22 protein-coding genes and 1 pseudogene are annotated in these 25,153 nt (G+C 73.7%); 8 read left to right on the forward strand and 15 right to left on the reverse strand.

Annotation, left to right across the window (positions count from 1 at the left end):
- Positions 1-36: 36 nt before the first annotated feature.
- From OG559_RS12070 to OG559_RS12085, 4 genes and pseudogenes are all read right to left on the reverse strand, one after another.
- Positions 37-519 (reverse strand): hypothetical protein, encoded by a 483-nt coding sequence (locus OG559_RS12070; RefSeq protein ID WP_405115197.1) that lies wholly within the window; start codon positions 517-519, stop codon positions 37-39.
- 106 nt (positions 520-625) lie between these two features.
- Positions 626-1,027: a hypothetical protein gene (locus OG559_RS12075; RefSeq protein WP_405115199.1), complete on the reverse strand. Its 402-nt coding sequence runs from the start codon at positions 1,025-1,027 to the stop codon at positions 626-628.
- A 635-nt stretch (positions 1,028-1,662) separates the two neighbouring features.
- Entirely contained in the window at positions 1,663-2,898 is a 1,236-nt protein-coding gene (locus OG559_RS12080) for an AAA family ATPase (RefSeq protein ID WP_405115201.1), read from the reverse strand.
- 180 nt (positions 2,899-3,078) lie between these two features.
- A pseudogene (locus OG559_RS12085) lies at positions 3,079-3,348 on the reverse strand (flagellar basal body protein FliL); the annotation flags it as partial.
- Positions 3,349-4,219: 871 nt separating this feature from the next.
- Here OG559_RS12085 and OG559_RS12090 point away from each other — a divergent pair.
- Both OG559_RS12090 and OG559_RS12095 read left to right on the forward strand, forming a co-directional pair.
- On the forward strand, positions 4,220-5,149 hold the full coding sequence (locus tag OG559_RS12090) for an EamA family transporter (RefSeq protein WP_405115203.1): 930 nt from the start codon (positions 4,220-4,222) through the stop codon (positions 5,147-5,149).
- Positions 5,150-5,159: 10 nt separating this feature from the next.
- Positions 5,160-5,909, forward strand: coding sequence for a prepilin peptidase (locus OG559_RS12095; RefSeq protein ID WP_405115205.1), 750 nt, complete (start codon positions 5,160-5,162; stop codon positions 5,907-5,909).
- 20 nt (positions 5,910-5,929) lie between these two features.
- Here OG559_RS12095 and OG559_RS12100 read toward each other — a convergent pair whose 3' ends face one another.
- The 5 genes from OG559_RS12100 to OG559_RS12120 form a co-directional block, all read right to left on the reverse strand.
- On the reverse strand, positions 5,930-9,121 hold the full coding sequence (locus OG559_RS12100; protein WP_405115207.1) for a UvrD-helicase domain-containing protein: 3,192 nt from the start codon (positions 9,119-9,121) through the stop codon (positions 5,930-5,932).
- A 115-nt stretch (positions 9,122-9,236) separates the two neighbouring features.
- Positions 9,237-10,481 carry a metallophosphoesterase gene (locus OG559_RS12105; protein ID WP_405115209.1) on the reverse strand — a complete coding sequence of 415 codons (1,245 nt, stop codon included), beginning with the start codon at positions 10,479-10,481 and terminating at the stop codon, positions 9,237-9,239.
- A gap of 10 nt (positions 10,482-10,491) precedes the next feature.
- A complete protein-coding gene (locus OG559_RS12110) occupies positions 10,492-10,767 on the reverse strand; it encodes a MoaD/ThiS family protein (RefSeq protein ID WP_405115211.1) in 276 nt (91 codons plus the stop codon).
- Positions 10,764-11,777, reverse strand: a complete 1,014-nt coding sequence (gene moaA / locus OG559_RS12115; protein WP_405115213.1) for a GTP 3',8-cyclase MoaA — start codon at positions 11,775-11,777, stop codon at positions 10,764-10,766. The genes OG559_RS12110 and moaA overlap by 4 nt, the downstream gene beginning before the upstream one ends.
- On the reverse strand, positions 11,774-12,691 hold the full coding sequence (locus tag OG559_RS12120) for a fructosamine kinase family protein (protein ID WP_405115215.1): 918 nt from the start codon (positions 12,689-12,691) through the stop codon (positions 11,774-11,776). The genes moaA and OG559_RS12120 overlap by 4 nt, the downstream gene beginning before the upstream one ends.
- A 195-nt stretch (positions 12,692-12,886) precedes the next feature.
- Here OG559_RS12120 and OG559_RS12125 point away from each other — a divergent pair, with 195 nt between their 5' ends.
- Positions 12,887-13,924, forward strand: a complete 1,038-nt coding sequence (locus OG559_RS12125; RefSeq protein ID WP_405115217.1) for a DUF4192 domain-containing protein — start codon at positions 12,887-12,889, stop codon at positions 13,922-13,924.
- Positions 13,925-14,108: 184 nt separating this feature from the next.
- On the opposite strand, the gene OG559_RS12130 is transcribed toward OG559_RS12125, so the two are convergent.
- The 3 genes from OG559_RS12130 to OG559_RS12140 all read right to left on the reverse strand — a co-directional run bounded on the left by OG559_RS12130 (position 14,109) and on the right by OG559_RS12140 (position 15,477).
- Positions 14,109-14,303 carry a DUF397 domain-containing protein gene (locus OG559_RS12130; RefSeq protein WP_387022445.1) on the reverse strand — a complete coding sequence of 65 codons (195 nt, stop codon included), beginning with the start codon at positions 14,301-14,303 and terminating at the stop codon, positions 14,109-14,111.
- Entirely contained in the window at positions 14,291-15,037 is a 747-nt protein-coding gene (locus tag OG559_RS12135) for a DUF5753 domain-containing protein (RefSeq protein WP_405115219.1), read from the reverse strand. The genes OG559_RS12130 and OG559_RS12135 overlap by 13 nt, the downstream gene beginning before the upstream one ends.
- A 227-nt stretch (positions 15,038-15,264) precedes the next feature.
- Positions 15,265-15,477, reverse strand: a complete 213-nt coding sequence (locus OG559_RS12140) for a hypothetical protein (RefSeq protein WP_405115221.1) — start codon at positions 15,475-15,477, stop codon at positions 15,265-15,267.
- 63 nt (positions 15,478-15,540) lie between these two features.
- Between OG559_RS12140 and OG559_RS12145 the strand changes: the two genes are divergently transcribed.
- Entirely contained in the window at positions 15,541-15,861 is a 321-nt protein-coding gene (locus tag OG559_RS12145) for a hypothetical protein (RefSeq protein ID WP_405115223.1), read from the forward strand.
- A complete protein-coding gene (locus OG559_RS12150) occupies positions 15,861-16,112 on the forward strand; it encodes a flavin reductase (RefSeq protein ID WP_405115225.1) in 252 nt (83 codons plus the stop codon). The genes OG559_RS12145 and OG559_RS12150 overlap by 1 nt, the downstream gene beginning before the upstream one ends.
- 214 nt (positions 16,113-16,326) lie before the next feature.
- On the opposite strand, the gene fdhD is transcribed toward OG559_RS12150, so the two are convergent.
- Positions 16,327-17,181: a formate dehydrogenase accessory sulfurtransferase FdhD gene (gene fdhD / locus OG559_RS12155; protein WP_405115228.1), complete on the reverse strand. Its 855-nt coding sequence runs from the start codon at positions 17,179-17,181 to the stop codon at positions 16,327-16,329.
- Between the two features lie 145 nt (positions 17,182-17,326).
- Entirely contained in the window at positions 17,327-17,914 is a 588-nt protein-coding gene (locus OG559_RS12160) for a flavoprotein (RefSeq protein ID WP_405115230.1), read from the reverse strand.
- Positions 17,915-18,237: 323 nt separating this feature from the next.
- On the opposite strand from OG559_RS12160, the gene OG559_RS12165 reads away from it, so the two are divergent.
- The 3 genes from OG559_RS12165 to OG559_RS12175 all read left to right on the forward strand — a co-directional run bounded on the left by OG559_RS12165 (position 18,238) and on the right by OG559_RS12175 (position 22,197).
- Complete coding sequence (locus tag OG559_RS12165) at positions 18,238-19,428, forward strand: hypothetical protein (protein ID WP_405115232.1); 1,191 nt, start codon at positions 18,238-18,240, stop codon at positions 19,426-19,428.
- A gap of 67 nt (positions 19,429-19,495) precedes the next feature.
- Positions 19,496-21,616, forward strand: coding sequence for a tetratricopeptide repeat protein (locus OG559_RS12170; protein WP_405115234.1), 2,121 nt, complete (start codon positions 19,496-19,498; stop codon positions 21,614-21,616).
- Positions 21,613-22,197 (forward strand): flavin reductase family protein, encoded by a 585-nt coding sequence (locus tag OG559_RS12175; RefSeq protein ID WP_405115236.1) that lies wholly within the window; start codon positions 21,613-21,615, stop codon positions 22,195-22,197. Before OG559_RS12170 ends, OG559_RS12175 begins: the two co-directional genes overlap by 4 nt.
- On the opposite strand, the gene OG559_RS12180 is transcribed toward OG559_RS12175, so the two are convergent.
- Positions 22,184-25,111 (reverse strand): AAA family ATPase, encoded by a 2,928-nt coding sequence (locus OG559_RS12180; RefSeq protein ID WP_405115238.1) that lies wholly within the window; start codon positions 25,109-25,111, stop codon positions 22,184-22,186. The two genes, OG559_RS12175 and OG559_RS12180, sit on opposite strands and share 14 nt — an antisense overlap.
- Positions 25,112-25,153: the final 42 nt, after the last annotated feature.

The raw sequence follows: 25,153 nt of genomic DNA on the forward strand, positions 1-25,153 counted from the left end.
CGTCTCGGGAAACGCGACCCGCGTCCCCGTCCCGTGTCAGTCCTTCGCACAGTTCGCCTTGACGTCCTGTTGCACGACGCTGGGATCGCCCAGCCTCGCCTTGGCGAGCTCGTCGTCAAAGATCTCTCGACTGCCCTGGTCGTAGTTCTTCTGGTAGGTGCGCAGGGTCGTAAACTTGCCGAGGTTGTCGAGGGCCTGTTTCTCCCTCTGCGCATCGGTGCCGCGGGCCGCCAGCCACTCCTGCTGCCAGGCGCACAGCCAGAAGGCTTCGACCTTCCCCGTAGCGGCACCGTCTTGGTAAACGACCTGCGATCCATCGGCCTCTTTGCGCAACTGCTGGGCCGAGTCCCAGTTCTTGTTGGCCGGCAAGGTCAGCGAGGATTTGGCCGCGTTGTATTCCTTGAGCGCCTCGTCATAATTCTTGACGGCTCCAGAGCCGTCATCCGACCCCGTCGAGCAGCCGGTCGCCAGAAGGGCGACCGCAACAGTAATGTGGAAGACACCCCTGAATACGCGCATGTTTCTCCCCGTGACGCGAGGTCAGGCCAGCCATGGACCGTAGCGTTCCAACCGGCCCAACGCAACCAGACCAGGTCAATCCGGATGATCAGTGATTAGAATTCATTCACCAGCTGAGGTCGCCCTCCCAGTGGTCGTCCACGGTCACGTTGGTGGAAGACCTGAAGTTGAGGGTGAATCGGGTGGTCGCGAGGACATCGTCCGCCAAGCTGTAGGTGCCGCCCGTGGCCGGGCCGACCACGGTGGTGCCGTTGAAGGCGTCCCCGGTTGTGACGCTGATGGGGCTGATGCGGAGGCTGATGTTGTTCGTACCACCCATGCCGTTGGTGTACTTCAGCGAGATGGTCGTACCGTTCGATGCTACGGTGCGGATGGTCTTTCCCTCGACAATGAACGAAGCGAATCCGCAGTCCCCAGTAATCTTTGTCGGGCCGGCGGCGAGTGCCGAGGTTGCTAACGCTGGCACGAGCGCCAGACCCAGCACGATCCCCTTGGCGACAGCTTTCATGGTTGTGATCCTTTCGGGAATCCGGATGATGGAACTCGCCGGTCGTCGGGCCAAGCCCTGTCGTGGCCGGGACTGGTCGGCGAGGTTCCGTTGCTGACCGCACCTGTCTATTGATCCGATCAGTGGCGGAAGGTGGTGAGATGAGCCCGTCGAGGTTTCAGGGCTCAATTGCATTCGTAGAGCTGATCAGGCTCTCCGATTGGCCTGGACAAAAACGGGTTACAGCAGCCGGCTCACGCCCGCGTCGCTCTTGCCGATCTCGTCGAAGCCCGTTAGGAATCCAAAACCCTCCGTTGCTCTGGATGGTTAACGGGAGCGCTGCGCACAGTGAGCTAAGCATGCCGTCGTCGGTGCCCGCAATGAGGAATCGGGGGATCCTGCTTCGGGGGATGAATGCACCGACTTTCCGCCCCCCGCTTACGGATTGTCATGCTCGGCGATCAACGAAGGCGCTGGAAGTGGCGTAGGCGACCACAGGGGGGCTACGTCCAGTAGTGACGGTGATCTATGTCACCAGGTTTGGAGTGAATCTTTTCAGTGCCTTGTGCGTCTAGGTGAGGGCTTGAGGCCTGCTTACGTGTCCCGCAGCAGTCGCGAATTGGCCGGCCTCGGCGCCCTTCGCCCCCGCGACCGCGTCAGGCCGGCTGGGTGCGCAGGTACCGGCCGAAGTGCGGCACGGTGAAGGCGACCGTCCCGCGCTCCCCGGAGTAGATCAGCCCCTTCTTGATCAGCGCGTCCCGCGCCGGGGAGAGGCTGGCCGGCTTGCGCCCGAGCGCGCGGGCGATCTCGGCGGTCGGCACGGCGGCGTCCATGTCGTCCCGGCCGCCGGCGTCCCCCTCGACCAGGGACAGCGTCGCCATCGCCCGCATGTACTCGCGCTCGGCCGGGGTGGCCCGCTCGAACCGGGAGCCGAAGAAGCCCACGGCCAGCTCGGCCTCCGCCTCGGGGGCGGCGACCCGGACGTCCGCGTCGGTGATCGGGGAGCGCGGCGCGTGGTCCCAGGTGGCCTTGCCGTACGCCTGGACGAAGTACGGGTAGCCGCCGGACTTCTCGTAGAGCAGGTCGAGGGCCTTCGGCTCGTACTCGACCTCCTCCCGCTCGGCCGGCGCGCAGAGCGCCCGGTCGGCGGCGATCCGGTCGAGCCGGTCGATGCGCTGGTAGCGGAACAGCCGCTCCGAGTACGACTTGGCGGCGCTGAGCACCGCCGGCAGGTGCGGCAGCCCCGCGCCGACCACGATCAGCGGCGCACCGAGCTGGGACAGCTCGTGACAGGCGGCGCAGAGCGCCGAGACGTCCTCGGCCCCGACGTCCTGCATCTCGTCGATGAAGACCGCGATGCCGGTGCCGACGTCGGAGGCCACGGCGGCGGCGTCGCTGAGCAGCTCCACCAGGTCGATCTCGATGTCGCCGGAGTCGGCCCGGCCGGTGGCGGCCGGCACGTCGATGCCGGGCTGCCAGCGGTCGCGCAGCTTCGGAGCGGTGCCGGCCCGGCCGGCGGGCGCGGAGCGCTGGGCGAACGCCTTCAGCACCCCGAGGAACGTGTCGATGCGGTCCGGGGCGCGGTGCCGGGGTGCGAGCTCACGGACCGCCATGTGCAGCGCGGCGGCGATCGGGCGGCGCAGCGACTGGTCCGGCCGGGCCTCGATCTTGCCGCTGCCCCAGAGGTGGTTGATTGCCTCCGAGCGGAGCGTGTTGAGCAGCACCGTCTTTCCGACGCCGCGCAGGCCCGTCAGCATCAGGCTGCGCTCGGGGCGGCCCCGCGCGATGCGCTCCAGCACCACGTCGAAGACGTCCAGCTCCCGCCCCCGCCCGGCCAGCTCGGGCGGGCGCTGGCCGGCGCCCGGGGCATACGGGTTGCGGACCGGATCCACGAATCGCACAATATCGGGCTGTCTAGCTGGAAACCTAGACATCCGTAGAGGACGCTACCGGCGTGTCGCCGGTCGTCGAGACAAAACTAGGGCTGTCTAGCGTGTGCGCTAGACAGCCCTAGTTTCAGCTACCGGTGCCCAGCTGGTGCGCTTCCTGACGCGGAACACGCAGGAGCGGCGTCAGCGGGCCTTCAGGCACAGCACGAAGTCGAGGGCGTCCAGCTGACTGTCGAAGAAGTACCAGTTGGTGTAGCCGGTGACCTTGGCGCACTTCGCCTCGGCGTCCTTCTCGCCGCTGGTCTGCCCGTCGAACCGGCGCAGCACCTCGTACGTCTTCGGGGCGCACGGGGCGATCAGCAGCTTGGGCTTGCCACCCGCCGGCCCCGTGTTGCGGACGCACTGCCCGGCCTTCACGAAGCGGGGATCGGCCGACGACTCGGGAGCCGGGGCGGTCGGGGCGGTCGGGGCGGGGGCCGTCGGGGAGGCTGGTTTCTCCTCCGGCGTCGGGTCGGCGGTCGGCCGGGCCTGGCCGGCGCCCTCTGGTGCCTCGTCCCGGTCGAGCAGGTACCACACCAGCGAGCCACCGCCGAGCAGCAGCACCAGCAGGGTGGCCAGCACGGCGATCAGCGGTCCCCGTCCGCGCCTCCGGTCCGGGGGCGGTGCCGGTGCCCCGGTGTACGCCGGCCGGCTCGGGCCGGGCCCCGGGTACGGCCCCGGGGCGTACGGGTCGGCGGGCTGGCGGGCCGCCGGGTACCCCGGTGCGACCCCACCCGGCCGGTAGACCTCGGATTCGGGGGGCCACGGTCCGGGACGGTCCCACGGGTCGGGCTGCGGCTCCCGGGACGGCGGCGCGAAACGCCGCGGATTGCCCGTCCAGGGTGCCTGGTCCGCCGGGTGGGAGGCCCGCTCGGGAGGCTCGTGGTGCCCCGGCTGACGAGGCGGGTACGCCGTGTGCGGCTCTCCCCGACCGTCGTCCGCCCAGGACCCGGAGGACCTGTCGTACCCGTCGTCCGCCCACCGCCCGGAGGACCCGTCGTCCGCCCACCGCCCGGACGGCGTGTCGTAGCCGTCGCCCGGTCGTCGTCCGGGCCACGGCCCGGTGGGACCCTCACCCGGTGATCCGTAGTTCGACATGCGCACCCTCCTGCCCGAGCGGTGAGGCCGGCCACCAACCAGGACACCGACGTCGTGGTCACCGTAGCGTGGCCAACCGATGACATCACCTCCTCCGCGTGCGACGGCATCGACCGGTCCGCCCGTACCCGACGGCCCGGCCACGCCCGGCGGGCCCGACGGAGCCGCCGCGCCGCCGGTCCGACCGGTGCTGATCTGGACCGCGCTCGTCGTCGTCTACGTGCTGTGGGGCGCCACCTACCTGGGGATCCGGGTCGCGGTGGAGTCGTTGCCGGCGCTCACCTCGGCCGGCCTCCGGTTCGCCGCGGCCGCCGCCGTGCTCGCGCTCGTCCTGCGGGTACGCCGGGGAGCGGGTGCCCTGCGCGTCGACCGGCGTCGGCTCGGCTCGGCCGCGCTGGTCGGGGTGCTGCTGCTGGCCGGCGGCAACGGACTGGTGGTGCTCGCCGAGTCCGGCCCACCCGGGGTGGCTGTGCCCTCGGGCGTGGCCGCGCTGCTGGTCGCCACCGTCCCGCTGCTGGTCGTCCTGCTCCGGACGACCACAGGGGACCGGCCCCGGTTCTGGACCTTCGCCGGGGTGAGCCTCGGCTTTCTCGGCCTGGTCCTGCTGGTGCTGCCGACCGGTGGGTCGGCGGCGGTGCCGCTGGCGGGGGCGCTGACCGTGGTCGCGGCGGCGACCTCCTGGTCGGTGGGGTCGTTCCTGTCCAACCGTCTGACGATGCCGGCCGACCCGTTCGTCGCCACGGTCTACGAGATGCTCGCCGGTGCCGTGGCGCTGGCCGTGCTCGCCGCCGCCCGGGGCGAGCTGCGCGGCTTCGACCCCGGGCAGGTCACCGGCCGGTCCTGGCTCGCCCTGGCGTACCTGATGGTCGCCGGCTCGCTGGTCGCCTTCACCGCGTACGTCTGGCTGCTGCATCACGCGCCGATCTCGCTGGTGTCCACGTACGCGTACGTGAACCCGGTGGTCGCGGTCACGCTCGGCGCGCTGCTGGCCGCCGAGCCGGTGACCAGCCAGGTGTTGCTGGGCGGCGCGGTGATCGTCGTCGGGGTGGCGGTGGTGGTGAGCACGGAACGCCCCGGACGACGGACCGGGGCGGCGGGCCGGGCACCCCGGCGGTAACGTCCGGCCGGTGTCCGCCGGGCTGCCGATTACCGTCGCGGCGCTCGGCGCGGCGGCCGGCGCAGTCGCACCGTGGCTGGCCGCCCGGTTCACCGCCGCGCGGCCCGCGTCGACGGCCGCAACCGGCGCGCCGTTCGCCGCTGTGCCGTTCGCCGCTGTGCCGTTCGCCGCCGTGCCGGCTGGTGCCGCCCCGACGCCCGGCACGACCCCGGCCCGCCCGTTCCCGTCCGCGCGGCGGCGGGCGCCGACCTGCGCGGTGGTCGGGGCGGTCGTCTTCGGCGGGCTCGGCGTCGCGCCGGGCGTCGGGGCGGCGCTGCCGGCGTTCCTCGCGGTGGCCGCGCTCGGGCTGGTGCTCGCCGTGGTCGACCTGGCCTGCCTGCGGCTGCCCGACCCGCTGGTCGGCGCGACCGCGCTCGCCGCAGTCGCCGGCCTGGTCGCGGCGGCGTCGGTCGCCGGCCGGCCGGACCGGCTGCTCGGCCCGCTGGCCGGGGCGGCGCTGTCGTTCACCGGGTACGCGCTGCTGGCCGTGCTGCCAAGCTCGCGGCTCGGCTTCGGTGACGTCAAGCTCGCCGCCGTGCTGGGGCTGCCGCTCGGCTGGTTGGGCTGGCCGACGCTGCTGACCGGGCTGGTCCTGCCGCACGCGCTGCACGGGCTGGCCGTGCTCGGCCTGCTGGCCGCCCGCCGGGTCCGCCGGGACACCCTGCTGCCGCTCGGGCCGGCCCTGCTCGCCGGCGCCTGGATCGCCGCCCTGCTCGGCTGACCCCCTCCCCCGGAGGCCTCCTACAGCAGGCGGAGCTGGCGGTCCTTGGGGCGGCGGGGCTCGGCCTCGCCCAGGCGCTCGAACAGGCCCGGGTCGATCACGTCGAGGAACGGCGACGGCCGGCAGTCCCGCTCCGACCCGTGCCGGGCGCGTCGGGCGGCGTGGCTGACGTAGAGGCGGTCCTGGGCCCGGGTCAGGCCGACGAAGAAGAGCCGCCGCTCCTCGGCGACCGCGTCCTCGTCCGGGGTGGAACCGGGCCAGCGCAGCGGGAGCAGGCCGTCCTCGCAGCCGACCAGGAAGACCACCGGGAACTCCAGGCCCTTCGCGGCGTGCAGGGTGAGCAGGGTGACCGCCTCGGCGCGCGGGTCGAGGGCGTCCACCTCGGCGCCGGTGGCGAGCTGGGACAGGAACAGCTCCAGGTCGTCGCCGCAGCGCCGGGCCAGCGGGGTGAGCAGATCCGCCGCCGCGAGGGCCTCCTCGGGGCGCACCGAGCCGGAGCCGTCGAGGGTGGGGGCGGCGAAGCGGTCGGCGACCACCTGGGCGGCGAGTCGGACCCGGGCCGGCAGGCCGCCGTCGAGGCCGTCGGCGTGTCGCAGCTCGCGGGCGATCGCGGTCACCCCGGGCCGGTCCCGCAGCCGGTCGTGCGAGCGCTTCTGCACCGGGATGTTCGCCCGGGCCAGCGCGTCCACGATCGGTGTGGACTGCGCGTCGGTCCGGTACAGCACGGCGATGTCGGAGAACGACAGGCTCGTGGCCCGGCCGTCGATCCGGCCCGAGTCCAGCGACCGGTGGGACAGGCCGCCGACCAGTTCGTCGACGGTGCGTACCAGGAAGTCGGCCTCGTCGGCGACGGACGCGGCGGCGTACCGGCCGACCAGCGGGGCCTCCGGGTCGAGCCGGGCCGGGTCGAGCCGGCGGCCCCGGACCAGCGACGACGGCGCGATGGCCTGCACGGCGGCGGCCAGGATCGGGGCCGAGGAACGGTAGTTGCGGTTGAGCCGGACCAGCCGGGCGTCGGTGAAGTCCGCCGAGAAGCGCAGGAAGTAGCCGACGTCCGCGCCCCGGAACGAGTAGATCGCCTGGTCCGGGTCGCCGATCGCGCACAGGTTGCCGTCGGCGGGGCTGAGCAGCCGCAGCAGCTCGTACTGCACGTCGTCGACGTCCTGGTACTCGTCCACGAAGATCCACTGCCATTGGTCCCGGTACCGCCGTACCAGCTTCTTGTCGGCGCGCAGCAGCTCCACCGGCAGGGTGAGCAGCTCGTCCAGGTCGACCAGGTCCCGCTTGCGCAGCAGGGCCGTGTAGGCGGCCAGGTCCTCGCCCGCCTCGGCCCTCGCCGCCGCCCGGTCCGCGTCGTCGGCGATCCGGAAGCCGGCAGGCAGCCCGGCGGCCCCGGCGTTCTCCCGCAGGATGGCCAGCCCCAGCGAGTGGAACGTGCCGACGGTGATGTCCTCGGCCACCGGCCCGAGCAGCCCGTCGAGGCGGTGCCGCAGCTCCTCGGCGGCCCGCCGGGTGAAGGTGATCGCGAGGCAGCGCTCCGGGAACACGTTCAGCTCCGCGCACAGGTACGCGATCCGGTGGGTCAGCGTCCGGGTCTTCCCCGTGCCAGGGCCGGCCACGATCAGCAGCGGCCCGCCCGGCGCGGAGGCGGCCACCCGCTGCATCGCGTCCAGCCGGTCGAGCAGGCCGGTGCCGACCTCCTCCATCCCGGAGAGCATCGGCTCGAACGGCTCGTGCGGGGAGGGCTGCGGCGGAATCGGCGGGGGCGGGGGCGGCGGGGCGGCCTTCCGCTTCGGCTCGACCTTCGTCGCCGCCGGCCGCTTGGCCTTCGCCGCAGGCTCCGTGGGCGTCCGCTGCGCCGGCACCGGTACGTCGAACAGCGTCTCCGCCTGCGCCCCCGCCGCCTTCCCGCCCAGCTCGGCCGGGTCGAACAGGGTGATCACCCCGTACTCGCCGTCGTAGCCGGGCACCCGGCGCACGTCGCCCCGGCGCAGCCGACCGATCCCCTCGGCGAGCAACTCCCCGCCGACCCGACCGATCTCGTCCAGCGGCGCGCGGGTCAGGATGTCCAGTTCCGAGCCGAGCGCGGCGACCAGCTCGTTGAGCTTCCCCCCGACCTTCTTGGACTTCGGGCCCACCGCGTTCAGCTCGCCGAGGACCTCGGCCAGCGGGACAAGGTGGGTGACGGTCCGGGCGTGCTCCGGCCGGTGACCCTCGGGCCGATCGGCCAGTTCCTCGACCCGGCTGAGCACCCCGACGGTGACTGGCCTGCCGCACTCCGGGCAGCGCCCCCCGGCGGCCCGGGTCTGCTCCGGGGACCAGCTGACCTCGCACACCCGGTGCCCGTCGGCGTGGTACTTGCCCTCCTCGGGGAAGAACTCGATGGTGCCGGCGAGGCCGTCGCCGGTGCGCAGCGCCTCCCGGATGGCGAAGTAGTCCCGGCCGGAGGCGAACACCGTGGCCTCCCGGCCCAGGGCGGGCGGGGAGTGCGCGTCCGAGTTGGACACCAGCCGGTAGCGGTCGAGGCTGCCGACCCGCCAGTTCATCTCCGGGTCGGACGACAGCCCGGTCTCCACGGCGAAGACGTGCTCGGCCAGGTCGGCGTAGCAGTCGGCGATCGCGTCGAAGCCGGACTTCGAGCCCAGCGCCGAGAACCAGGGCGTCCAGATGTGCGCCGGCACCAGGTAGCCGTCCGGGCTGGCCTCCAGGGTGATCTCCAGCAGGTCCCGGGAGTCCAGGCCGAGGATCGGCCGACCGTCCGAGGCGATGTTGCCGATCCGGCCGAGGACGGTGTTGAACCGCTGCACCGCGTCCAGGTCGGGCAGATAGATCAGGTGGTGCACCTTGCGGGTCCGGTCGTCGCGCTTGTAGATCGTGGAGATCTCCACGCTGAGCATGAACCGGACCGGGTCCGCCTCGGCCTCGCTGGCCAGCCGGGGCGGCAGCCGGCGGGCGATGTCCCGCTCCGCCTCGGGGCTGAGCCGGTACAGGCCGGGCTCGGCCGGGTGCAGCGTCTCGCGCAGGTGGTCGTACCAGGCGGGGTGGGTGAAGTCGCCGGTGCCGAGGACGCCGATGCCCTTGCGCCGGGCCCACCAGCCGAGGTTCGGCAGGGTCAGGTCACGGCTGCACGCCCGCGAATACTTCGAGTGGATGTGCAGGTCCGCGACGAACGGCGAGGGGCCACCGGCGGGTGCGGCGCTGAACGGGAGCACGCCGCATCCTGTCACGCCCGCCCCGACGGCCGCTCCCCGCCACGCGTACGGGTGACCTGAGCGTCCTTCCCTGGACACCCCGGCCGCAGCCCGCTAAGTGTGCGCCAGCCCCGGGTCAGGGGGTGCGGAGTTCCACCAGGGTGACCTGGGGGTCCGCGCCGACGCGGACCGGGGGGCCCCAGAAGCCCGCGCCGTTGGTCACGTACACCTTCGTGCCGTCGACCTCGCCGAGGCCGGAGACCACCGGCTGTTCGAGCTTCACCAGCAGGTTGAACGGCACGATCTGACCGCCGTGGGTGTGCCCGGACAGTTGCAGGTCGACGCCGAACTTCGCCGCCTCGACGGCCGCCACCGGCTGGTGGGCGAGCAGCACCACGGGGCGGCCCGGGTCCCGGTCGCCGAGCGCGGCGGTGAAGTCGGCGGGGGCGGCCAGCCCGGTGCCGGCGGCGCTGACGTCGTTCACCCCGGCCAGGTCCAGCACCCCGCCCGGGGTCCGGATCTCCTGCCGGGTGTTCTGGAGCACCCGCAGGCCGAGCCGGTCCACCTCCTGCACCCACTCCTCCACGCCGGAGTAGTACTCGTGGTTGCCGGTGACGAAGAAGTTGCCGTACCGGGAGCGCAGGTCGCGCAGCGGCGCCGCCGCCTCGCCCAGCTCGGCGACCGAGCCGTCGACCAGGTCGCCGACGACCGCGACCAGGTCGGCGTCCAGCCGGTTGATCATTGCCACGATCCGCTCGGTGTGGGCCCGGCCGCGCAGCGGCCCGAGGTGGATGTCCGAGACGGTGGCGATGCGCAGCCCGTCCATCCCGCGCGGCAGCTTCGCCAGCGGGATCCGCACCCGGTCCAGGCGCGGCGGGCCCATCGCGTTGCGTACCCCGTAGCCGGTGACCCCGACGGCCGTGAGGCCCGCGAAGATCGCCGCGCCGCGGGCCAGCAACAGCCGGCGGTCCGGATCGTGGTCGGGCTGGTCGACGGCTACGGCGGCCGGCGGTTCCGCCCCGCCGGACGCGCCCACCAGCACCGGCTCGGGCGCGGCGGCGGCCGGCTCGGCGGCGACCACCCGGCGGCGCAGCGCCAGCCGGGCGACCAGCATCGGCACTTCCAACACCAGCAGCACGACCAGCAGGTAGAACATCACCGCGAGCCACAGGTAGCCCGGCCAGGCCAGCCAGAACAGGCCGGCCCGGGTGCCGATCATCGTGGCCGGGACGAGCAGTGCCAGCGCCAGCGCGGCGACGGCCCCGATCCGCCGCCACCGCCCCGGGCCGGTGGTGTCCTTGACCAGCCGCTTCCACAGGTAGAAGTGGAGCAGACCGACGACGAGCGTCGCGAAGCCCACGAACGCCAGGGTCGCCAACACGTGAGCCTCCTCAGCCGCCCGCGAACGGAGGCAGTACGTCGATTGTCGTCCCGGCCGGCAGCGGTGCCCGACGATCATGACAGGTCAGGCCATCGACCAGGAAACTCGCCGCGGTCAGCACGGCGGCGAGCCGTACGCCGTGCCGCTCGGCCAGCTCACCGGCGAGTTCGTCCAGGGACCGCCCGGCGGGCGCGGTCTCCTCGGGGGTGCCGGCGGCGGCCCGCGCGCCGGCGAAGTAGCGGACGGTGAGCTGCCCGGTCGTGGGATCGGAACCGTTCACCGTCACCCGCCGATCGCGGACATCGGCCGGGCCGGCTGGAGGAAGGCCGGGTCGTCGATGCCGTGCCCGGCCCGCTTGCCCCACATCGCGGTGCGCCAGCGCCGGGCCAACTCGTCGTCGTCCGCTCCGGCCCGCAGCGCCGCGCGCAGGTCGGACTCCTCGGTGGCGAAGAGGCAGGCGCGGATTTGACCGTCGGCGGTGAGCCGGGTGCGGTCGCAGTCGCCGCAGAACGGGCGGGTCACGCTGCCGATCACCCCGACCCGACCCGGTCCGCCGTCGACCAGCCAGGTCTCGGCCGGCGCGGCGCCCCGCTCCGCAGGGTCCGGGGTCAGGTCGAACCCGGTACGCAGCGCGGCGAGGATCTCGTCGGCGGTGACCATGGTCGCCCGGTCCCAACCGTGCTGGGCGTCCAGCGGCATCTGCTCGATGAACCGCAGCTCGTAGCCCTGGGTCAGGGCGAAGCGGAGCAGCGCGGGGGCCTCGTCGTCGTTGATCCCGCGCATCAGCACGGTATTGATCTTGACCGGGCTGAGCCCGGCGGCGACCGCCCCGGTCAGCCCGGCGAGCACGTCCGCGAGCCGGTCCCGCCGGGTCAGCCGGGCGAACCGGCCGGCGTCGAGGGTGTCCAGCGACACGTTCACCCGGTCCAGCCCGGCGGCCCGCAGGGCGGGGGCCAGCCGGTCCAGCCCGAGGCCGTTCGTGGTCAGCGAGATGCGGGGCCGGGGCTCCAGCGCGGCCACCGCCGCGACGATGTCGACCAGGCCGGGACGGATCAGCGGCTCCCCGCCGGTGAACCGCACCTCGGCCACCCCGAGGTGCCGCACGGCCAGCCGGACCAGCCGGATGATCTCGTCGTCGGTCAGCAACTGGGGGCCGGCCAGCCAGGCCAGCCCTTCGGCCGGCATGCAGTACGTGCAGCGCAGGTTGCACTTGTCGGTCAGCGAAACGCGCAGGTCCCGGGCGACGCGGCCGTACCGGTCGGCGAGGACGCCTTCGGTCGGTGGGGCGACGGTCACCCCTCGACCGTAGCGCGCCCGGCCTGACGCAGCGCGGCGCGGGCGGCGTCGCCGACCGCCTCGCGATACGACCCGCCGAACAGGGCGGCGTGCACCAGCAGCAGGTGGAGCTGGTGCAGCGGCACCCGCTCGGGCCACCCGTCGGCCAGCGGCCAGGACTCCCGGTAGGCGCCCATGATCCGGTCGTGGTGCGGGGGCCCGCCGAACAGCGCCAACTGGGCCAGGTCGGTCTCCCGGTGCCCGCCGTGCGCCGCCGGGTCGACCAGCCAGGCCCGCCCGTCGGTCCCCCAGAGCACGTTTCCCGGCCACAGGTCGCCGTGCACCCGGGCCGGCGGCTCGTCCCCGCCGAACTCGCCGATCCGGTCGAGGACCGCCTCCACCAGCGCGGCCTCGACGCCGGTGAGCGCGCCGCCGTCGACCGACATCCGCAGGTACGGGGCGAGCCGCCGGCGCGCGAACCAGTCCGGCCACGGGCCCGGGTCCGGCGTGTTGTCCTGGGGGAGCGCGGCGATGAAGCCGGGCCACTCCGCGCCGAACGCGGCGGCCCCGGCGCGGTGCGTCGCGGCCAGGTCGTGGCCGAACCGCTCGGCGACCTCGGGCGTCGGCTCGCCGGCCTCGACCCAGTCGAGCGCCAGCAGCCCCGGCAGCGCCACCACCACCTCCGGTACGGGGACCCCGCCGGCCTCCCGCAGCCAGCGCAGCCCGGCCGCCTCGGCGGCGAAGAAGCCCTCCGGCACCGGCCGGCCGGCCCGCTCCTCCGGCCACGTCTTGGTGAAGACGGAGTGCCCGTCGTCCAGGGTCAGCCGGGACGCCGCGCAGACGTCCCCGCCGGCGACCGGCGTCTCCCGGATCCGTTGGTGGGTGAGGAAGGTCGGCAGGTGTTCCGGATGCGCCCGCAGGTACGCCAGGTCCATGACCGCAAGGTAGCCGCTCGGGGCGCTTCCCGTGGGGGACTCCGGCCCGGTTCGGCATCATCGGGGCGTGCCGCCGGTCAACGGCCCAACGGAGACCGTAGCTGAGCTGCGTCGCTACTCTCCGTGCCTGTGGACAACCCGCGTGTCGTCCACAGGGCCTGTCGAGACTTCCGGGCGTGGCCGAGGCTGCCTCCCATGGCCCGTACCGACCGCCCCCGGCTCACCGTCCGTTCGCCCGCCGACCTCATCGCGGCCGTGCCGTACCTGCTCGGGTTCCATCCCGCCGACAGCGTGGTGGTGGTCGCGATGCGGGGCCGGCGGATCGTCTTCGCCGCCCGGGCGGACCTGCCCGGCCCGGGCGACGACCCGCTCGACCCGGCCGCCCACCTGGCCGGCGTGATCGCCCGGCAGGGTGTCGAGTCCGCCACCGTGCTCGGCTATGGCGACGCCCCCCGGGTCACCCCGGCCGTCGACGCGGTACGCGGGTCGCTGGCCGCCGCCGAGCTGACCGTGCTGGACGCCCTGCGGGTCACCGACGGCCGCTACTGGTCCTACCTGTGCGACGAGCCGGCCTGCTGCCCGCCCGACGGCACCCCGTACGACACCGGGGCCAGCGAGGTCAGCGCGGCGGCGGTCTTCGCCGGTCAGGTGGCCCTGCCCGACCGGGCGACCCTGACCACGCAGGTGGCCCCGTTCGGCGGCCCGGCCCGGGTGGCGATGAGCCGGGCGGTCGACCACGCCGAACGCCGGCTGGCGGCCCTGCTGGTCGGGGCACCCGAGGCCGACCTGCTCGGCGGGCGGGTGCTGCGTCGGGCCGGCGTGGACGCCGTCCGCGCCGCCCTGCGCCGGTCCCGGCAGGGCGAGCGACTCACCGACGACGAGGTGGCCTGGCTGACCCTGCTCCTCGTTCACCTGCCGGTCCGCGACCACGCCTGGGAGCGCACCGACGGGCGGGAGCGTGACCTCGCCCTCTGGACCGACGTCCTGCGCCGCGCCGAGCGGGACCTGATCGCCGCTCCGGGTTCCCTGCTGGCCTTCGCCGCCTGGCGGGCCGGGCAGGGGGCGCTTGCGGCGGTGGCACTGGAACGGGTGCTGGAGGCGCACCCGAACTACTCGCTCGCACTGCTCCTCGACGACCTGCTGCGCCGTGGGGTGCCCCCGTCCCAACTCGACGACTGGCCGACGACCGGCCCGCCGGGCGTACTTCGCCGGCAACGCCGTCGACGCGGCTGACGAGCAGGTTGGCTGGGGATGCTGGCGTGGTGTTTCCGGGTCCCCTCCCGGATCCCGGGGTTGAGCTGATCGCCTGCTTCCTTGCAAGATTCTCACCCTCTAGCGGACCGTTCTCCTTCCTGCTCGGTATGGCAGAACGCCCGCCCCGAGAGGGGGCGGGCGTTCCACATCTTCTGCCGTGGGGTCAGGCGCGCGCAGCGACGTGGACGATGAATGAGCGCCATGCGGCCGGGGAGAAGCTGAGGGCCGTGCCGGCTGGGTCCTTCGAGTCCCGTACCCCGACGATGCCCGGAAGGTTGTCGGCGACCTCGATGCAGTTGCCGCCGTTAGAGCTGCTACGGGTGCTCTTGCGCCAACGGGCGCCGGTCAGGTCAGCCATGCTCGCGCCTTCAGGAAGTCGATGGACTGGTCTCGCGGTAGCGCGACCGACCTCACGGTATCCCAGACCGCCCACAGGGGAGCAGCGTCGTTTGTGATGCGCCCTGCGGCCTGATCGTCCAGGTAGCCGACGTCGTCTCCGTCGAGGGTCGTCGCGATGACGAAAGGCCCTGCCTGTCCTGGATGCAGACCCGCTCCCAAGGGCAGGACGTGCACCATCACGTTGGCGTGCTGGGCCACCGCTGCCAGGTGATCGAGCTGTGGGTGCATCACCTCTGGGCTGCCGCGTCGTAGTGCGGCCTCGTCGATCACGAAGACCGTCAAGGGAGGGCGGGAACGCTTGAACACGGCGGCCTGACGCCGAAGCCGACTCTCTACGTGGTCGGCTGCATCAGCCATCAACGGCCCGCAGGCCAGGACGGCGCGAGCGTATGCCTCGGTCTGGAGAAGGCCCGGGATGACAACTGACTCAAAGCACCTGAGGCCGACTGCTTCACGCTCAATCTCGGTCCACGGCCGGAACCACGCTGGCTCCTTTCGTTTCAGCGCGTCCGGCCAAAGCTCCAGTACGTCCTTACCGAGAAGCCCGGCAACCTTTGCGCGGTGCCGCGTCTGCGGTATCCGTCCGTGACTCGCCCACTTGGCTGCGGTTTTCGGGTCGACCCCAATGTGAGCGGCGAGGCTGTCGGCGGTGTGCCCCGTTTCGGTCATCGCGGTTTGTACGGCACGGTTCATCCCCGAGATCTCCTAACGTCCGGAACGTTCCGAACACATAGTGCAACGCAGTGTGTTCGCTCCGCAACTGTCGGGAGGCTGTTTGCAGGACGGCGTGGCCGGTGGAGGAGTTGCCCGGCGGTCGCGTTCGTCGAGGGGGCCGTCCCGGTCCTTCCCCCGTGTGACGAGCGGACGGCCCCCTCTCCAATCTCGACGGAAAGGGGAACCATGTCGCACCGAGGAGGGCGTCACCGGTCCCGGCGGGGTCGGCACTGCGCGTGCCAGGTCTGCCGGGCGTACCGGGCCGCGAAGCCGCAGCGCGATCCCGCGCCGGCCGATCCGAAGCCCGCGCCGAGGCCGGCTCCGCCGCCCCGGGACCCGGTCCCGTACGACCCGCCGCTGGTCGGCCCGATGATCCCGCCGTACCGGGGGCCGCGCAACGACACGACGACGCGGGTCATCTGGGACCTGGCTGGCGAACTGCCCACCCCGGCGCAGTTGACGCGCGGGAACCGAGGCCGGCGGTGAGGTACCGCAGCCACCGGACACCCGCCACCGGGCACACCCGCGCGGTGGACCTGGCGGAGCACTGCTCGCACGGGCCCGCGTGGACCTGCCGGCGCTGCGGGAGACCGTTCCCCTGCCCTGCCTGGACGGAGGGCCCGATCGACAACCAACTTCGTACCGCGCTGTTGCCGGGGTTCCTGCGGATGGCGCAGCAGGCCGTTCGTGATCTCCGTGGGCGGCCGGGCGGTCCGACGCCCCCGGAGATCGTCCAGCGCTTCCTGTGGTTCGTGCCGCTGACCGACGACGAGGCGCGGGCCGTCGCGCTGCGGGTGCGCTGATGTCCCGCGCCGTTCGCCCGCACCTGCCGATCCGTCCGATCTGGCTGTGCCGCGTCTGCGGCCACCCGTGGCCGTGCGGCGAGGCGCGGCTGTCGCTGCTGGTCGAGTACCGGGGCAACCGGACCGCCCTGCTGATCTACCTGGCGACGCTGAAGGAGGAGGCGGCCGCACACCTGACCGAGCTGACCCCCGGCCGACCGCCGAGTGGCCTGACCGATCGCTTCATCTCCTGGGCGCGTGCTCGCGGATAGCGCCTCTTGATCGAGGGCCGTACCCGTTGCGATCGGCGGCGGCTTCGAGTCGAAGCTCGCACGAGTTCATCGATCGTCTGCGCTTCAGTGAGACGACACGCCGAGGAGATTCTCCTTTTTTGACAGACGATCATGGGGTACCGCCCGACTGGTGAGGGGCGGGGTCGACTGCCCCGTGCGGGGGCAGCGCGGCTCGCCCCGGTTCCGAGTGGCGTCAGTGCGTGATCCGGTGTGTCCCCGCGTAGACGTTCATGGTTCGGCCGCGTAGGAAGCCGACCAGGGTCATCCCCGCCTCCTCGGCCAGCTCCACGGCCAGGGTGCTCGGGGCGGAGACCGCCGCGAGCAACGGCACCCCGGCCATCCACGCCTTCTGGGTCAGCTCGAAGCTGGCCCGGCCGGAGACCAGCAGCAGGTGCCCGGCCAGGGGCAGCCGGCGCTCCCGTACCGCCCAGCCGATCACCTTGTCGACGGCGTTGTGCCGGCCGACGTCCTCGCGCAGCACCACCAGCTCCCCGCCGGCGGTGAACAGCCCGGCCGCGTGCAGGCCGCCAGTGCGGTCGAAGTTGCGCTGCGCCGCCCGCAGCCGGTCCGGCAGCTCGGCGAGCAGCCCGGCCGGCACGGTGAGCGGGTCGTCCGCGACGGCGAACTGGGAGCGGGTCCGCACGGCGTCGATGCTGGCCTTCCCACACACCCCGCACGAGCTCGTGGTGTAGAAGTTCCGCGCCGGGTCGGTGGCCGGCTCCGGCACGCCGGGGGCGAGCACCACGTCCACCACGTTGTACGTGTTCGGCGTGTCCGCGCCCGCGCAGAGCTGGGCGGTGTGCACGTCGGCGGCGGACCGGATCAGCCCCTCGGTCAGCAGGAACCCGATCGCCAGGTCCAGGTCGTCGCCGGGGGTACGCATGGTCACGGCCAGCGGTCGCCGTCGGCCCGGCCCGCCCGGGCCGACCCGGATCTCCAGCGGTTCCTCCACGGACACGCTGTCCGGCCGGCGCACCGTCACGCGGGCCGGGTCGGTCGCATCGAGGTCGATCCGCAGCACGCTGCGTCGGTCAGTCGCCCGTCCCATCCCGCCATCCTGCCCGAACGGCACGAACAGGACCCCGGACGGGACCCCGAACGGCACGGACGGGACCACGCGTTCACCCGTGGCGTCGGCCCGCCGCAGGCGACGGCCGGACGGGTCGGCTCAGGAGAGGACACGGCCCGCCGGGTCAGGAGGTGGCGGCCGGGCCGGCGGGCTCCTCGGCCTCGCCGGACAGGCTGCTCTCCAGCCAGCTCGCCACGAGTTCCGCGACCGCGTCGGGCGGGGGCATGGCGATGCCGAGGACGTTCTCGCGCTGCCACAGCTCGAAGACCACCCGCTCCTGCGGCTCGACGACGGTGTGGCCCCCGTCGCGCAGCGTCTCCACGTGGCGTTGGGTGATCCGCTTCGCCCACATCGACTTGTTCATGCTCGGGAAGAAGATCGCCGGCCGGTCGCTGGCCAGCAGGACGGTCTGCGCGGGAGTACCGGCCAGGCCGAGTGCCGCCGCGGCGATCGTGCCGGCGGTCGCCGGCAGCACGACGATGCCGAGCGAGCGCTTGGCGAACTCGGTGGGGTTCAGCGCGGGGTCGCCGCTGGCGAACACCTCGTCCGCGTACCAGGCGGCCACCTGGGGCTGCACGAACCGCTCGGCGCTGGCGGTGAGCAGCACCCGCAGCGGCAGGTCGATCTCCTGGCGCAGCCAGGACAGGTATCCGGAGGCAGCCATCGCGGCGCTGGAGCCGCAGATGATGACCGAAAGCGCGTCGTCTCGCATGCGGACAGCGTCCCGGCGCGGGGACGCCGTGGACATGGGGGAACGGCCCCATCTTCGCCGCCGGGCCGGCGCGGGAGTTTGGGGGCCGCTCCCCATGCCGCCCGGGGCGTCCGGCTGGCAGGTTCGTCCTCAGCCGGCCGCCCCCACGACCCGCCGGCCTAGGAGGTGAACGGCATGAAGAAGATCACGATCCGCAAGACGGGCTCCATCAAGCTCACCACGTCGGCGCCGCTGTACTGCACGGACTGCTGCTGACCGGTCGGCCGTCCCGGCGCGTAGGCGCGCCGGGACGGCCTTCGCCGGGCTTACGCCCTGGAGGAACCATGTCAACCACCCGCCTGGAGTTCCATCCGCTCACGTATGTGACGGAGCGGGACGGCGTCACGGTCGGTCGGATCGACGCCGCGTCCTTCGCCGTGCTGCCCGAGGACGGGGTCGCGCTGCTGCGCCGCCTCGCCGACGGGATGCCGGTCGGCGAGGCGGAGCAGTGGTACCGGAGCACCTTCGGGGAGCCCGTGGACATGGCCGACTTCGTCGACACGCTGCGCGAACTCGGTTTCATCCGGGCCGACGGGGAACCACCGGCCCGGGCGCCCGAGGTCCGCTTCCGGCGGCTCGGCCGTGCCGCCTTCTCCCCGCTGGCCTGGGCGGCGTACGCGCTGATCGTGATCGCCGCCGCCGCGGCCATGGTGAGCCGGCCGGAGCTGCGGCCGCACGCCCGGAACGTCTTCTTCGTCCCGTCACTGCTCGCCGTGCAGCTCGGTCTGGCCCTGTGCCAGTCACCGGGCATCCTGTGGCACGAGTGGTACCACCTGCTCGCCGCCCGCAGGCTCGGCCTGCCCACCAAGATGCGGGTCGGCCGCCGGCTCTACTACGCGGTGGTGGAGACCGAGCTGGATGCCCTGCTCACCGTGCCCGCCCGGCAGCGCTACCTGCCGATGCTGGCCGGGCTGCTGGCCGACGCGGTGCTCTTCGGCGCGCTGGTGCTCGTCGCCTGGGTCGGCCTGTCCGACGGCCTGTCCTGGCCGGGACGGCTGGCGCTGGCGGTGGCGTACACCGTCCTGCTGCGGATGTCCTGGCAGTTCTACGTCTTCCTGCGCACCGACCTGTACTACGTGGCGACCACGGCGCTGGGCTGCACCAACCTGCACGAGGTGAGCCGGGCCTGGCTGCGCGACCGGTTCGCCTGGCTGCCCTGGGTGCGTCCGTCCGAAGAGCCCCAGGACGACTGGTCCCCGCGCGACCGGCAGCTCGCGCCCTGGTTCGCGCTGATCACCTGCGGCGGGGTCGTGGCGCTGCTGGTGACCGTCACGCTGTGGACCGCGCCGCTGGTGCTGGAGTTCGCCTCCCGGGTCGTCTCCGCCCTGGTGAACGGCTCCCCCACCGGCCCCGGCTTCTGGGACTCGATCGGGTCGCTGCTGCTGGTCGCCTTCGAGATCGTGCTGCTGCCGCTGCTCGCCGGCCGTACCCGGCGGCGGGCCACCCCCGCACCGGACCCGGCGACGGCGGGCTGACGGCGCCCGCCCGGCCACCCCGACACCCACCGCGACGCAAGGCCCATCCCAACGGAGGAGCAACGGCATGACTGCACACCAATGGCGGATCGGGCCGGCGCCGGTCGACGGCGAGCAGGTCGATATCGCGGTCGACTGTCACCGGGGGCTGCGCGGTCCCTACACCGGCCTGGGTAGCCTGCTGCGGCTGGTCGTACCCGAGGCGTACGGACGCTGGCCGGACCTCGTCCAGCGGCACCTGACCGAGATCCTGTCCGCCGCACCGGAGCTGCGCGGGGCGATCGACGCGGCACCCGAGACGCTCACCTCCCTGGCGGTGCCCGAGGAGCGGACCCGGATCTACCCCGCCAACCGCACCCGCCGCCTGGCGCACGGCGCGACGGAGTTCCTCGCCGGGTACGCCGCCCGCGCCGGCAGCCGCCCGCTGCGGATCGCGTTCGACCGGGTGGACCAGGCGGACCCCACCGACCAGGAGTTCCTCTCCATCTTCCTGCGCCGGGTGCGGCCGGACGTGGTGCGGGTGCTGATCGGCACCGGCGGCGGGGAGCTGGAGCCCGAGCTGACCGCCGCCCTCGACCGGTACGCGGGGCGGCTGCCGGAGCTGACCCGGGTCGCCAGCCGGCCCGAACGTGGCCCGGAGGAGCTGCTCCGGGCGTACGTCGACGCGGACGGCACCTCCGCGGACCCGGTCGAGCTGACCGCGTACCGGCAGGCCGACCCGCAGGCGCGGGTGGCGCTGCACGACGCCCGCGCCGCGCTGCTGCGCGGGCGGGGCGACTGGAGCCTGGAGCTCGGCGCGATCCCCTGGCACCTGGAGCGCGGCAGCGACCCCGCCGGGGCCGGCGCGGAGGCGCTGTACGAGGCGGCGCGGCACTGCGGTGCGCTGGGCTACTACCACGCGGTGATCGACTACGGGACCCGTGGCCGGGCGATCGTCGACCCCGACACGCAGATGGAGCGGTTCTGGCTGCTCAGCACGCGGGCGAGTTCGGCGATGGTGGTGCTCGGCCGCACCGTCGAGGCGGAGCCGACCTACCTCGACCTGCGCAGTCGGTACGCGGAGCCGGAGCTGCAGATGTCCACCGGGTACGCGTTGGCCATGCTCTACACCCGCTTCCACCCGGAGGAGCGCAGGGACCACCACCTGGCCCGGGGCTACATCAACAACTCCATCGCGATCGCCTCGCTGCTTCCCGACCCGCAGAAACGCGCCTTCCACTCCGTGTTCCAGAACAACGGGCTGGCGCTGATCGAGATGCGGCTGGGCCGGCTGCCGGCGGCGCTGCGCCTGGTCGACGAGGGGCTCAACCGGCTCGACCGGGAACTGCCCGGCGACAAGCACCGGCTGCACCGCTCGGTGCTGGTGCACAACCGGGGCAAGGCGTACCTCGCCCTGGGCCGGCTGGACGAGGCGCTGACAGACCTGACCAACGTGATCGAGCTGGACCCGAACTACGCCGACTACTACTTCGACCGGGCCGATGTGCGGCGGCGACTGGGTGACCTCACCGGCGCGGTCGCGGACTGCGACACGGCGATCAGCCTGTCGCCGCCCTTCTTCGAGCTGTACTACAACCGGGCCGACCTCAAGGCCGAGCTGGGCGACCTGGCGGGGGCGATCGCCGACTTCGGCTACGTGGTCGAGCTGGAACCCGACCAGCTCGACGCCCGGGTGAACCTGATCAGCCTGCTGCTCGACGAGGGATCGGTCGACGCCGCCCGGCCGCACGTCGAGGAGGGGCTGCTCGGTAACCCCGGCGAGGCCCGGCTGCTGCACCTGCGCGGCGTGCTGGCGGTGACGGACGGGGCGGAGGCGGACGCCCGGCGGTACCTCGACGAGGCGTTGGCGGCCGACCCGGCGCTGGTGGCCGCGCTGGCCAGCCGGGCCGCCCTGGCCTTCGACGGCGGTGACCACGAGCGGGCCACGGCCGACCTGACGGCAGCCCTCGCGGTGGACGCGGACAACCCGGACCTGCTGTACAACCGCGGGTTCGTCCACGAGGCGGCGGGCCGGTGGGCCGAGGCGGTCGCGGACTACAGCCGGGCGCTGGACGTGCCTGGTGCGGACCGGGAGGAACTGCTCAGCCGGCGCGCCCGCTGCCATGCCGAACTCGGCGACGTCGACGCCTCCCGGGCCGACCGGGCGGCCGGTGCCGCCGGGCAGCCGAACCTGGCCGGCGCGCGGTGACCACCACGGCCTCCCGGCGCGCCGGGGTGGGGGCCGTCCGGGTTCCACCGGCGGACCCTGCCCCGGACGCGCCGCCGCCCCCCGGGGCCGAGTCGGCCCGGCCGGCCCCGGTCAGCGGCCCCGAGCTGCGGGAGTTCATGCGCAACTGGGCCACCGGGGTGGCGGTGGTGACCAGCCGGCTGGCCGGGCGGCCGGTCGGCTGCACGGTGAACGCGTTCACCTCGGTGTCCCTACGCCCGCCGCTGCTGCTCGTCTCGCTGGCCCGCACGAGCCGCACGCTGGCCGCGATCACGGCCGAGGGAGGCTTCGCGGTGAACCTGCTGGACCGCCGTCAGCGGGAACTCGCCGACCGGTTCGCGACCGCCGCCGGGGACCGTTTCGCCGGCGTGGCGCACCGCACGGTCGACGGGCTGCCCCTGCTCGACGGGGCGATGGCGGTGGCGGTGTGCACGGTGACCCAGCTCATCGGCGTCGCCGACCACACGCTGGTGCTCGGCTCCCCGTACCGGTTCCAGGCCGGGGACGACGCGGACCCGGCCGTCTTCTTCGGCGGCCACTACCGGACGGTCAGTCCGGCGTGACCTCGTCCCGGACCCGGGCGGCGTAGCGGCTGAGCGCCGCCCGGTTCGCCTGTTCGGTCTTGGCGATCAGGCTCGCCACATGCTTCTCCACCGTGCGCGGCGAGATGAACAGCTCGCTGGCGATGCTGCGGTTGTCGGACCAGTCGGCCACGAGCTGGAGCACCTCGTACTCCCGCTCGGTGACCCCGATCATCCGCAGCGGCTGCGGCACCCGGCTCGTGGTGCGGCGGTACGGCACCACCACGCCGAGGCGGCGCAGGTGGGCCCGGCAGGCACGGGCCGGGGCCGGCAGCCCCGTCCGGCAGAAGTGCTCCTCGGCGGCGCGCAGCCAGTCGACCGGGTCCCCCCACCGGTCCGCGTGGGCCGCCGGCGCGACGAGGCGCAGGCCGAGGTGGACCGCCACCGGGTGTGCCTGGGCCCGCCGCACCGCCGTCACCGTCGCGCCGGCCGTCTCCCGCTCGCCCTGCCGGCCGAGCAGCACCGCCTTCGCCAACAGCACGAACTGCCGGTTCCAGTGCAGCCGCCCGGCCGGCGTCGCCCCGACCTCGCAGCACCGTCGCCAGTCGGCGTCGCCGTCCAGCACCGCCAACAGCAGGCCCAGCCCCTGGTGGCCGGTGAGCGGGTAGGGCGCGGGTCGCTCGGCGTCGCACGCCACCGCCCGGTCCAGCTCACGGCGGGCCCGTCCCGGGTCCTCCTCCAGCAGGGCGCACACCGCGCCGGCCATGCCGTGGGCGAGCGCGGCGACCGGTGGGCCCGTGTCGTCGTCCGAGAGGCCGGCCAGCACCATGTCCAGTTGGTGCCGCTGCCCCCGGTGTCCGGCGCACACCGCGCGGACCAGCGCCAGCAGCGGCGCGCTGTCGCCCAGCCCGAGCCGGTGCGCCTCGACCGCGCACTCCTCGACGAGCCGCTCGGCCTCGGCGTACTCGGCCCGCAGCGCGTGGTCCCAGGCGAGCAGGACGTCGACCGTGTGCCGCACGGCCGACGCGCCCGTCCGCCGGGCCCGCTCGGCGGCGCTCAGCAGCGCGGCGGTGTCCCCGGTGAGCAGCCACCGCTGCTCGGCGAGCAGCACCGCGGCCCGGTTGCGCCACAGCGGCAGGTGGTGTCGCTCGGCGAGCTGGCGCATCTGGGCGAAGCAGCACTGGGCCTCGTCCGTGCCCTGCCGCCGGGCCAACATCCCGCGCGCCTGCCAGCCGAGGCAGGCGACGCCCGACAGCCCGGCCAGCTCGGCCTTCCGCACCGCGTGCGCGGCGAGTCGGGCGGCCCGCTCCGGCGCCTCCGGGCCGAGGTGGGCGGCGGCGACGGCGTCGACCGCCGAGGTCTGCCGGTCGTGGGCGCCGGGGCCGAGCATCGTACGGGCGGCGTCGAGCTGCGTGCCGGCGTCGGCACGCCGACCGGCGAGGAGGGCGAGCCGGGCGAACAGGACGTGCACCGCCGCCAGCCGCTCGGGTGGGACGGCCGGATGACAGAGGTCGTCGAGGTTGTCGAGCAGCCGTAACCCGCGCCGGGCCTCGCCGCTCTCCACCAGTGCACAGAGCAGCTCGTGCAGCACGTCGGCGCGGAGCGGGTTGTCGGCCGACGCCTGCGACAGCCGCCACGCCCTGTCGAGGGTCTCCGTCGCCGACCGGAGCCGCCCGGCGTTGAGGTCCCGGCGCCCGGCCAGGGCGAGCAGCCGTACAGCGCCCCGCACGTCGCCCGCGAGCTGGGTGAGCCGGGCGGTGAACCGACACCACTCCCCGGGCAGGCCCGGGTACAGCTCGTTCACCGCGTCGACCGACTGAAGGGCGAGTGCGGCCTGGTCGGTGGGGGTGAGCTGGCCGAGCAGCGCGACGGCGGTCGTCATGGTGCGAAAGGCGTACCAGTCGTGGTCGTCGCCCTCGGCGGCGAGCAGGCCGGCGGTGACGGCGGCGCGCAGGTGCCCGAGCAGGTCCTCCTGTTTCATCCGCAGGGCCCGGCCGAGCACGGAGATCGGGAACCGCTCGCCGATCACGGCCGCGGCGGTGAGCAGGTGCCGGCCGGCGGGACCGAGCCGGTCGGCCTGGTCGATGACGCTGTGCCGCACGGTCGGCGGCACCTCGGTGTGCACCTCGTCGACCAACAGGCACCCGCCGGACTCCACCACCAGGGTGCCGCTGTCCCACATGGCGCGTAGCAGTTCCGTGGCCAGGAACGGGTTGCCGGCGCTGTCGCGGCAGAGCCGGTCCAGGACCGGCTCCGGTATCCGCTCCGGGGCCAGGCCCAGCCGGGACGCCGCGAGCAGGTGCACGGCCCGGCGGCCCAGCGGCTCCAGACGCAGGACGGTTGCGCTGCACCGCCGGCTGAGCGCCTGCGCCAGGTCCCACGCCGGCCCCGGCTCGGGCCGGAGGGTGGCCAGCAGCAGGGTGCCCTGGTCGGCGATGTTGTCGGCCAGGTACTCGACCACCGCCAGCGTCGCCGGGTCGGTGTCGTGCAGGTCCTCCAGCGCGAGCAGGCAGCCCCGGCCGGTGCCGGTGACCGAGAGCAGCCGTAGCACCGCCTCGGCGAGCAGCACGGGGGACGGCACGGTCTCCGCCGTCTCCGCCGACCGGTACTCCGGGATGAGGCCGCCGAGGGCGGACCGGTAGGGCCGCAGGCTGGCGTGCTCCAGGATCGGCTCGGTGCGGAACAGCAGGGCCAACGCCTCGGTCAGGGGACGCAGGGCCACGGCGCGGACGGCCGAGCCCGCCCGGCCGAGCAGCACGCCCATCCCGGCCCGCCGTCCCCGGTGGGTCGTCTCCAGGGTCAACCGGGACTTGCCCATGCCGTCGCCGCCGACCAGGAAGATCGTGCCGCCGCAGCCCCGCCGGGCCTGGTCCAGCGCCTCGTGCAGGAGTTCGCGTTCCCGGTCCCGGCCGACCAGAGTGGGCAGTTCCGGACGGTCGTCTGCTGGTATGTGCACCTGTCCTCCGTCCAACGTCGAAGAGCGTGGCACCCCGGCCCG

Source organism: Micromonospora sp. NBC_01405 (assembly GCF_045040155.1).
Classification (GTDB): Bacteria; Actinomycetota; Actinomycetes; order Mycobacteriales; family Micromonosporaceae; genus Micromonospora.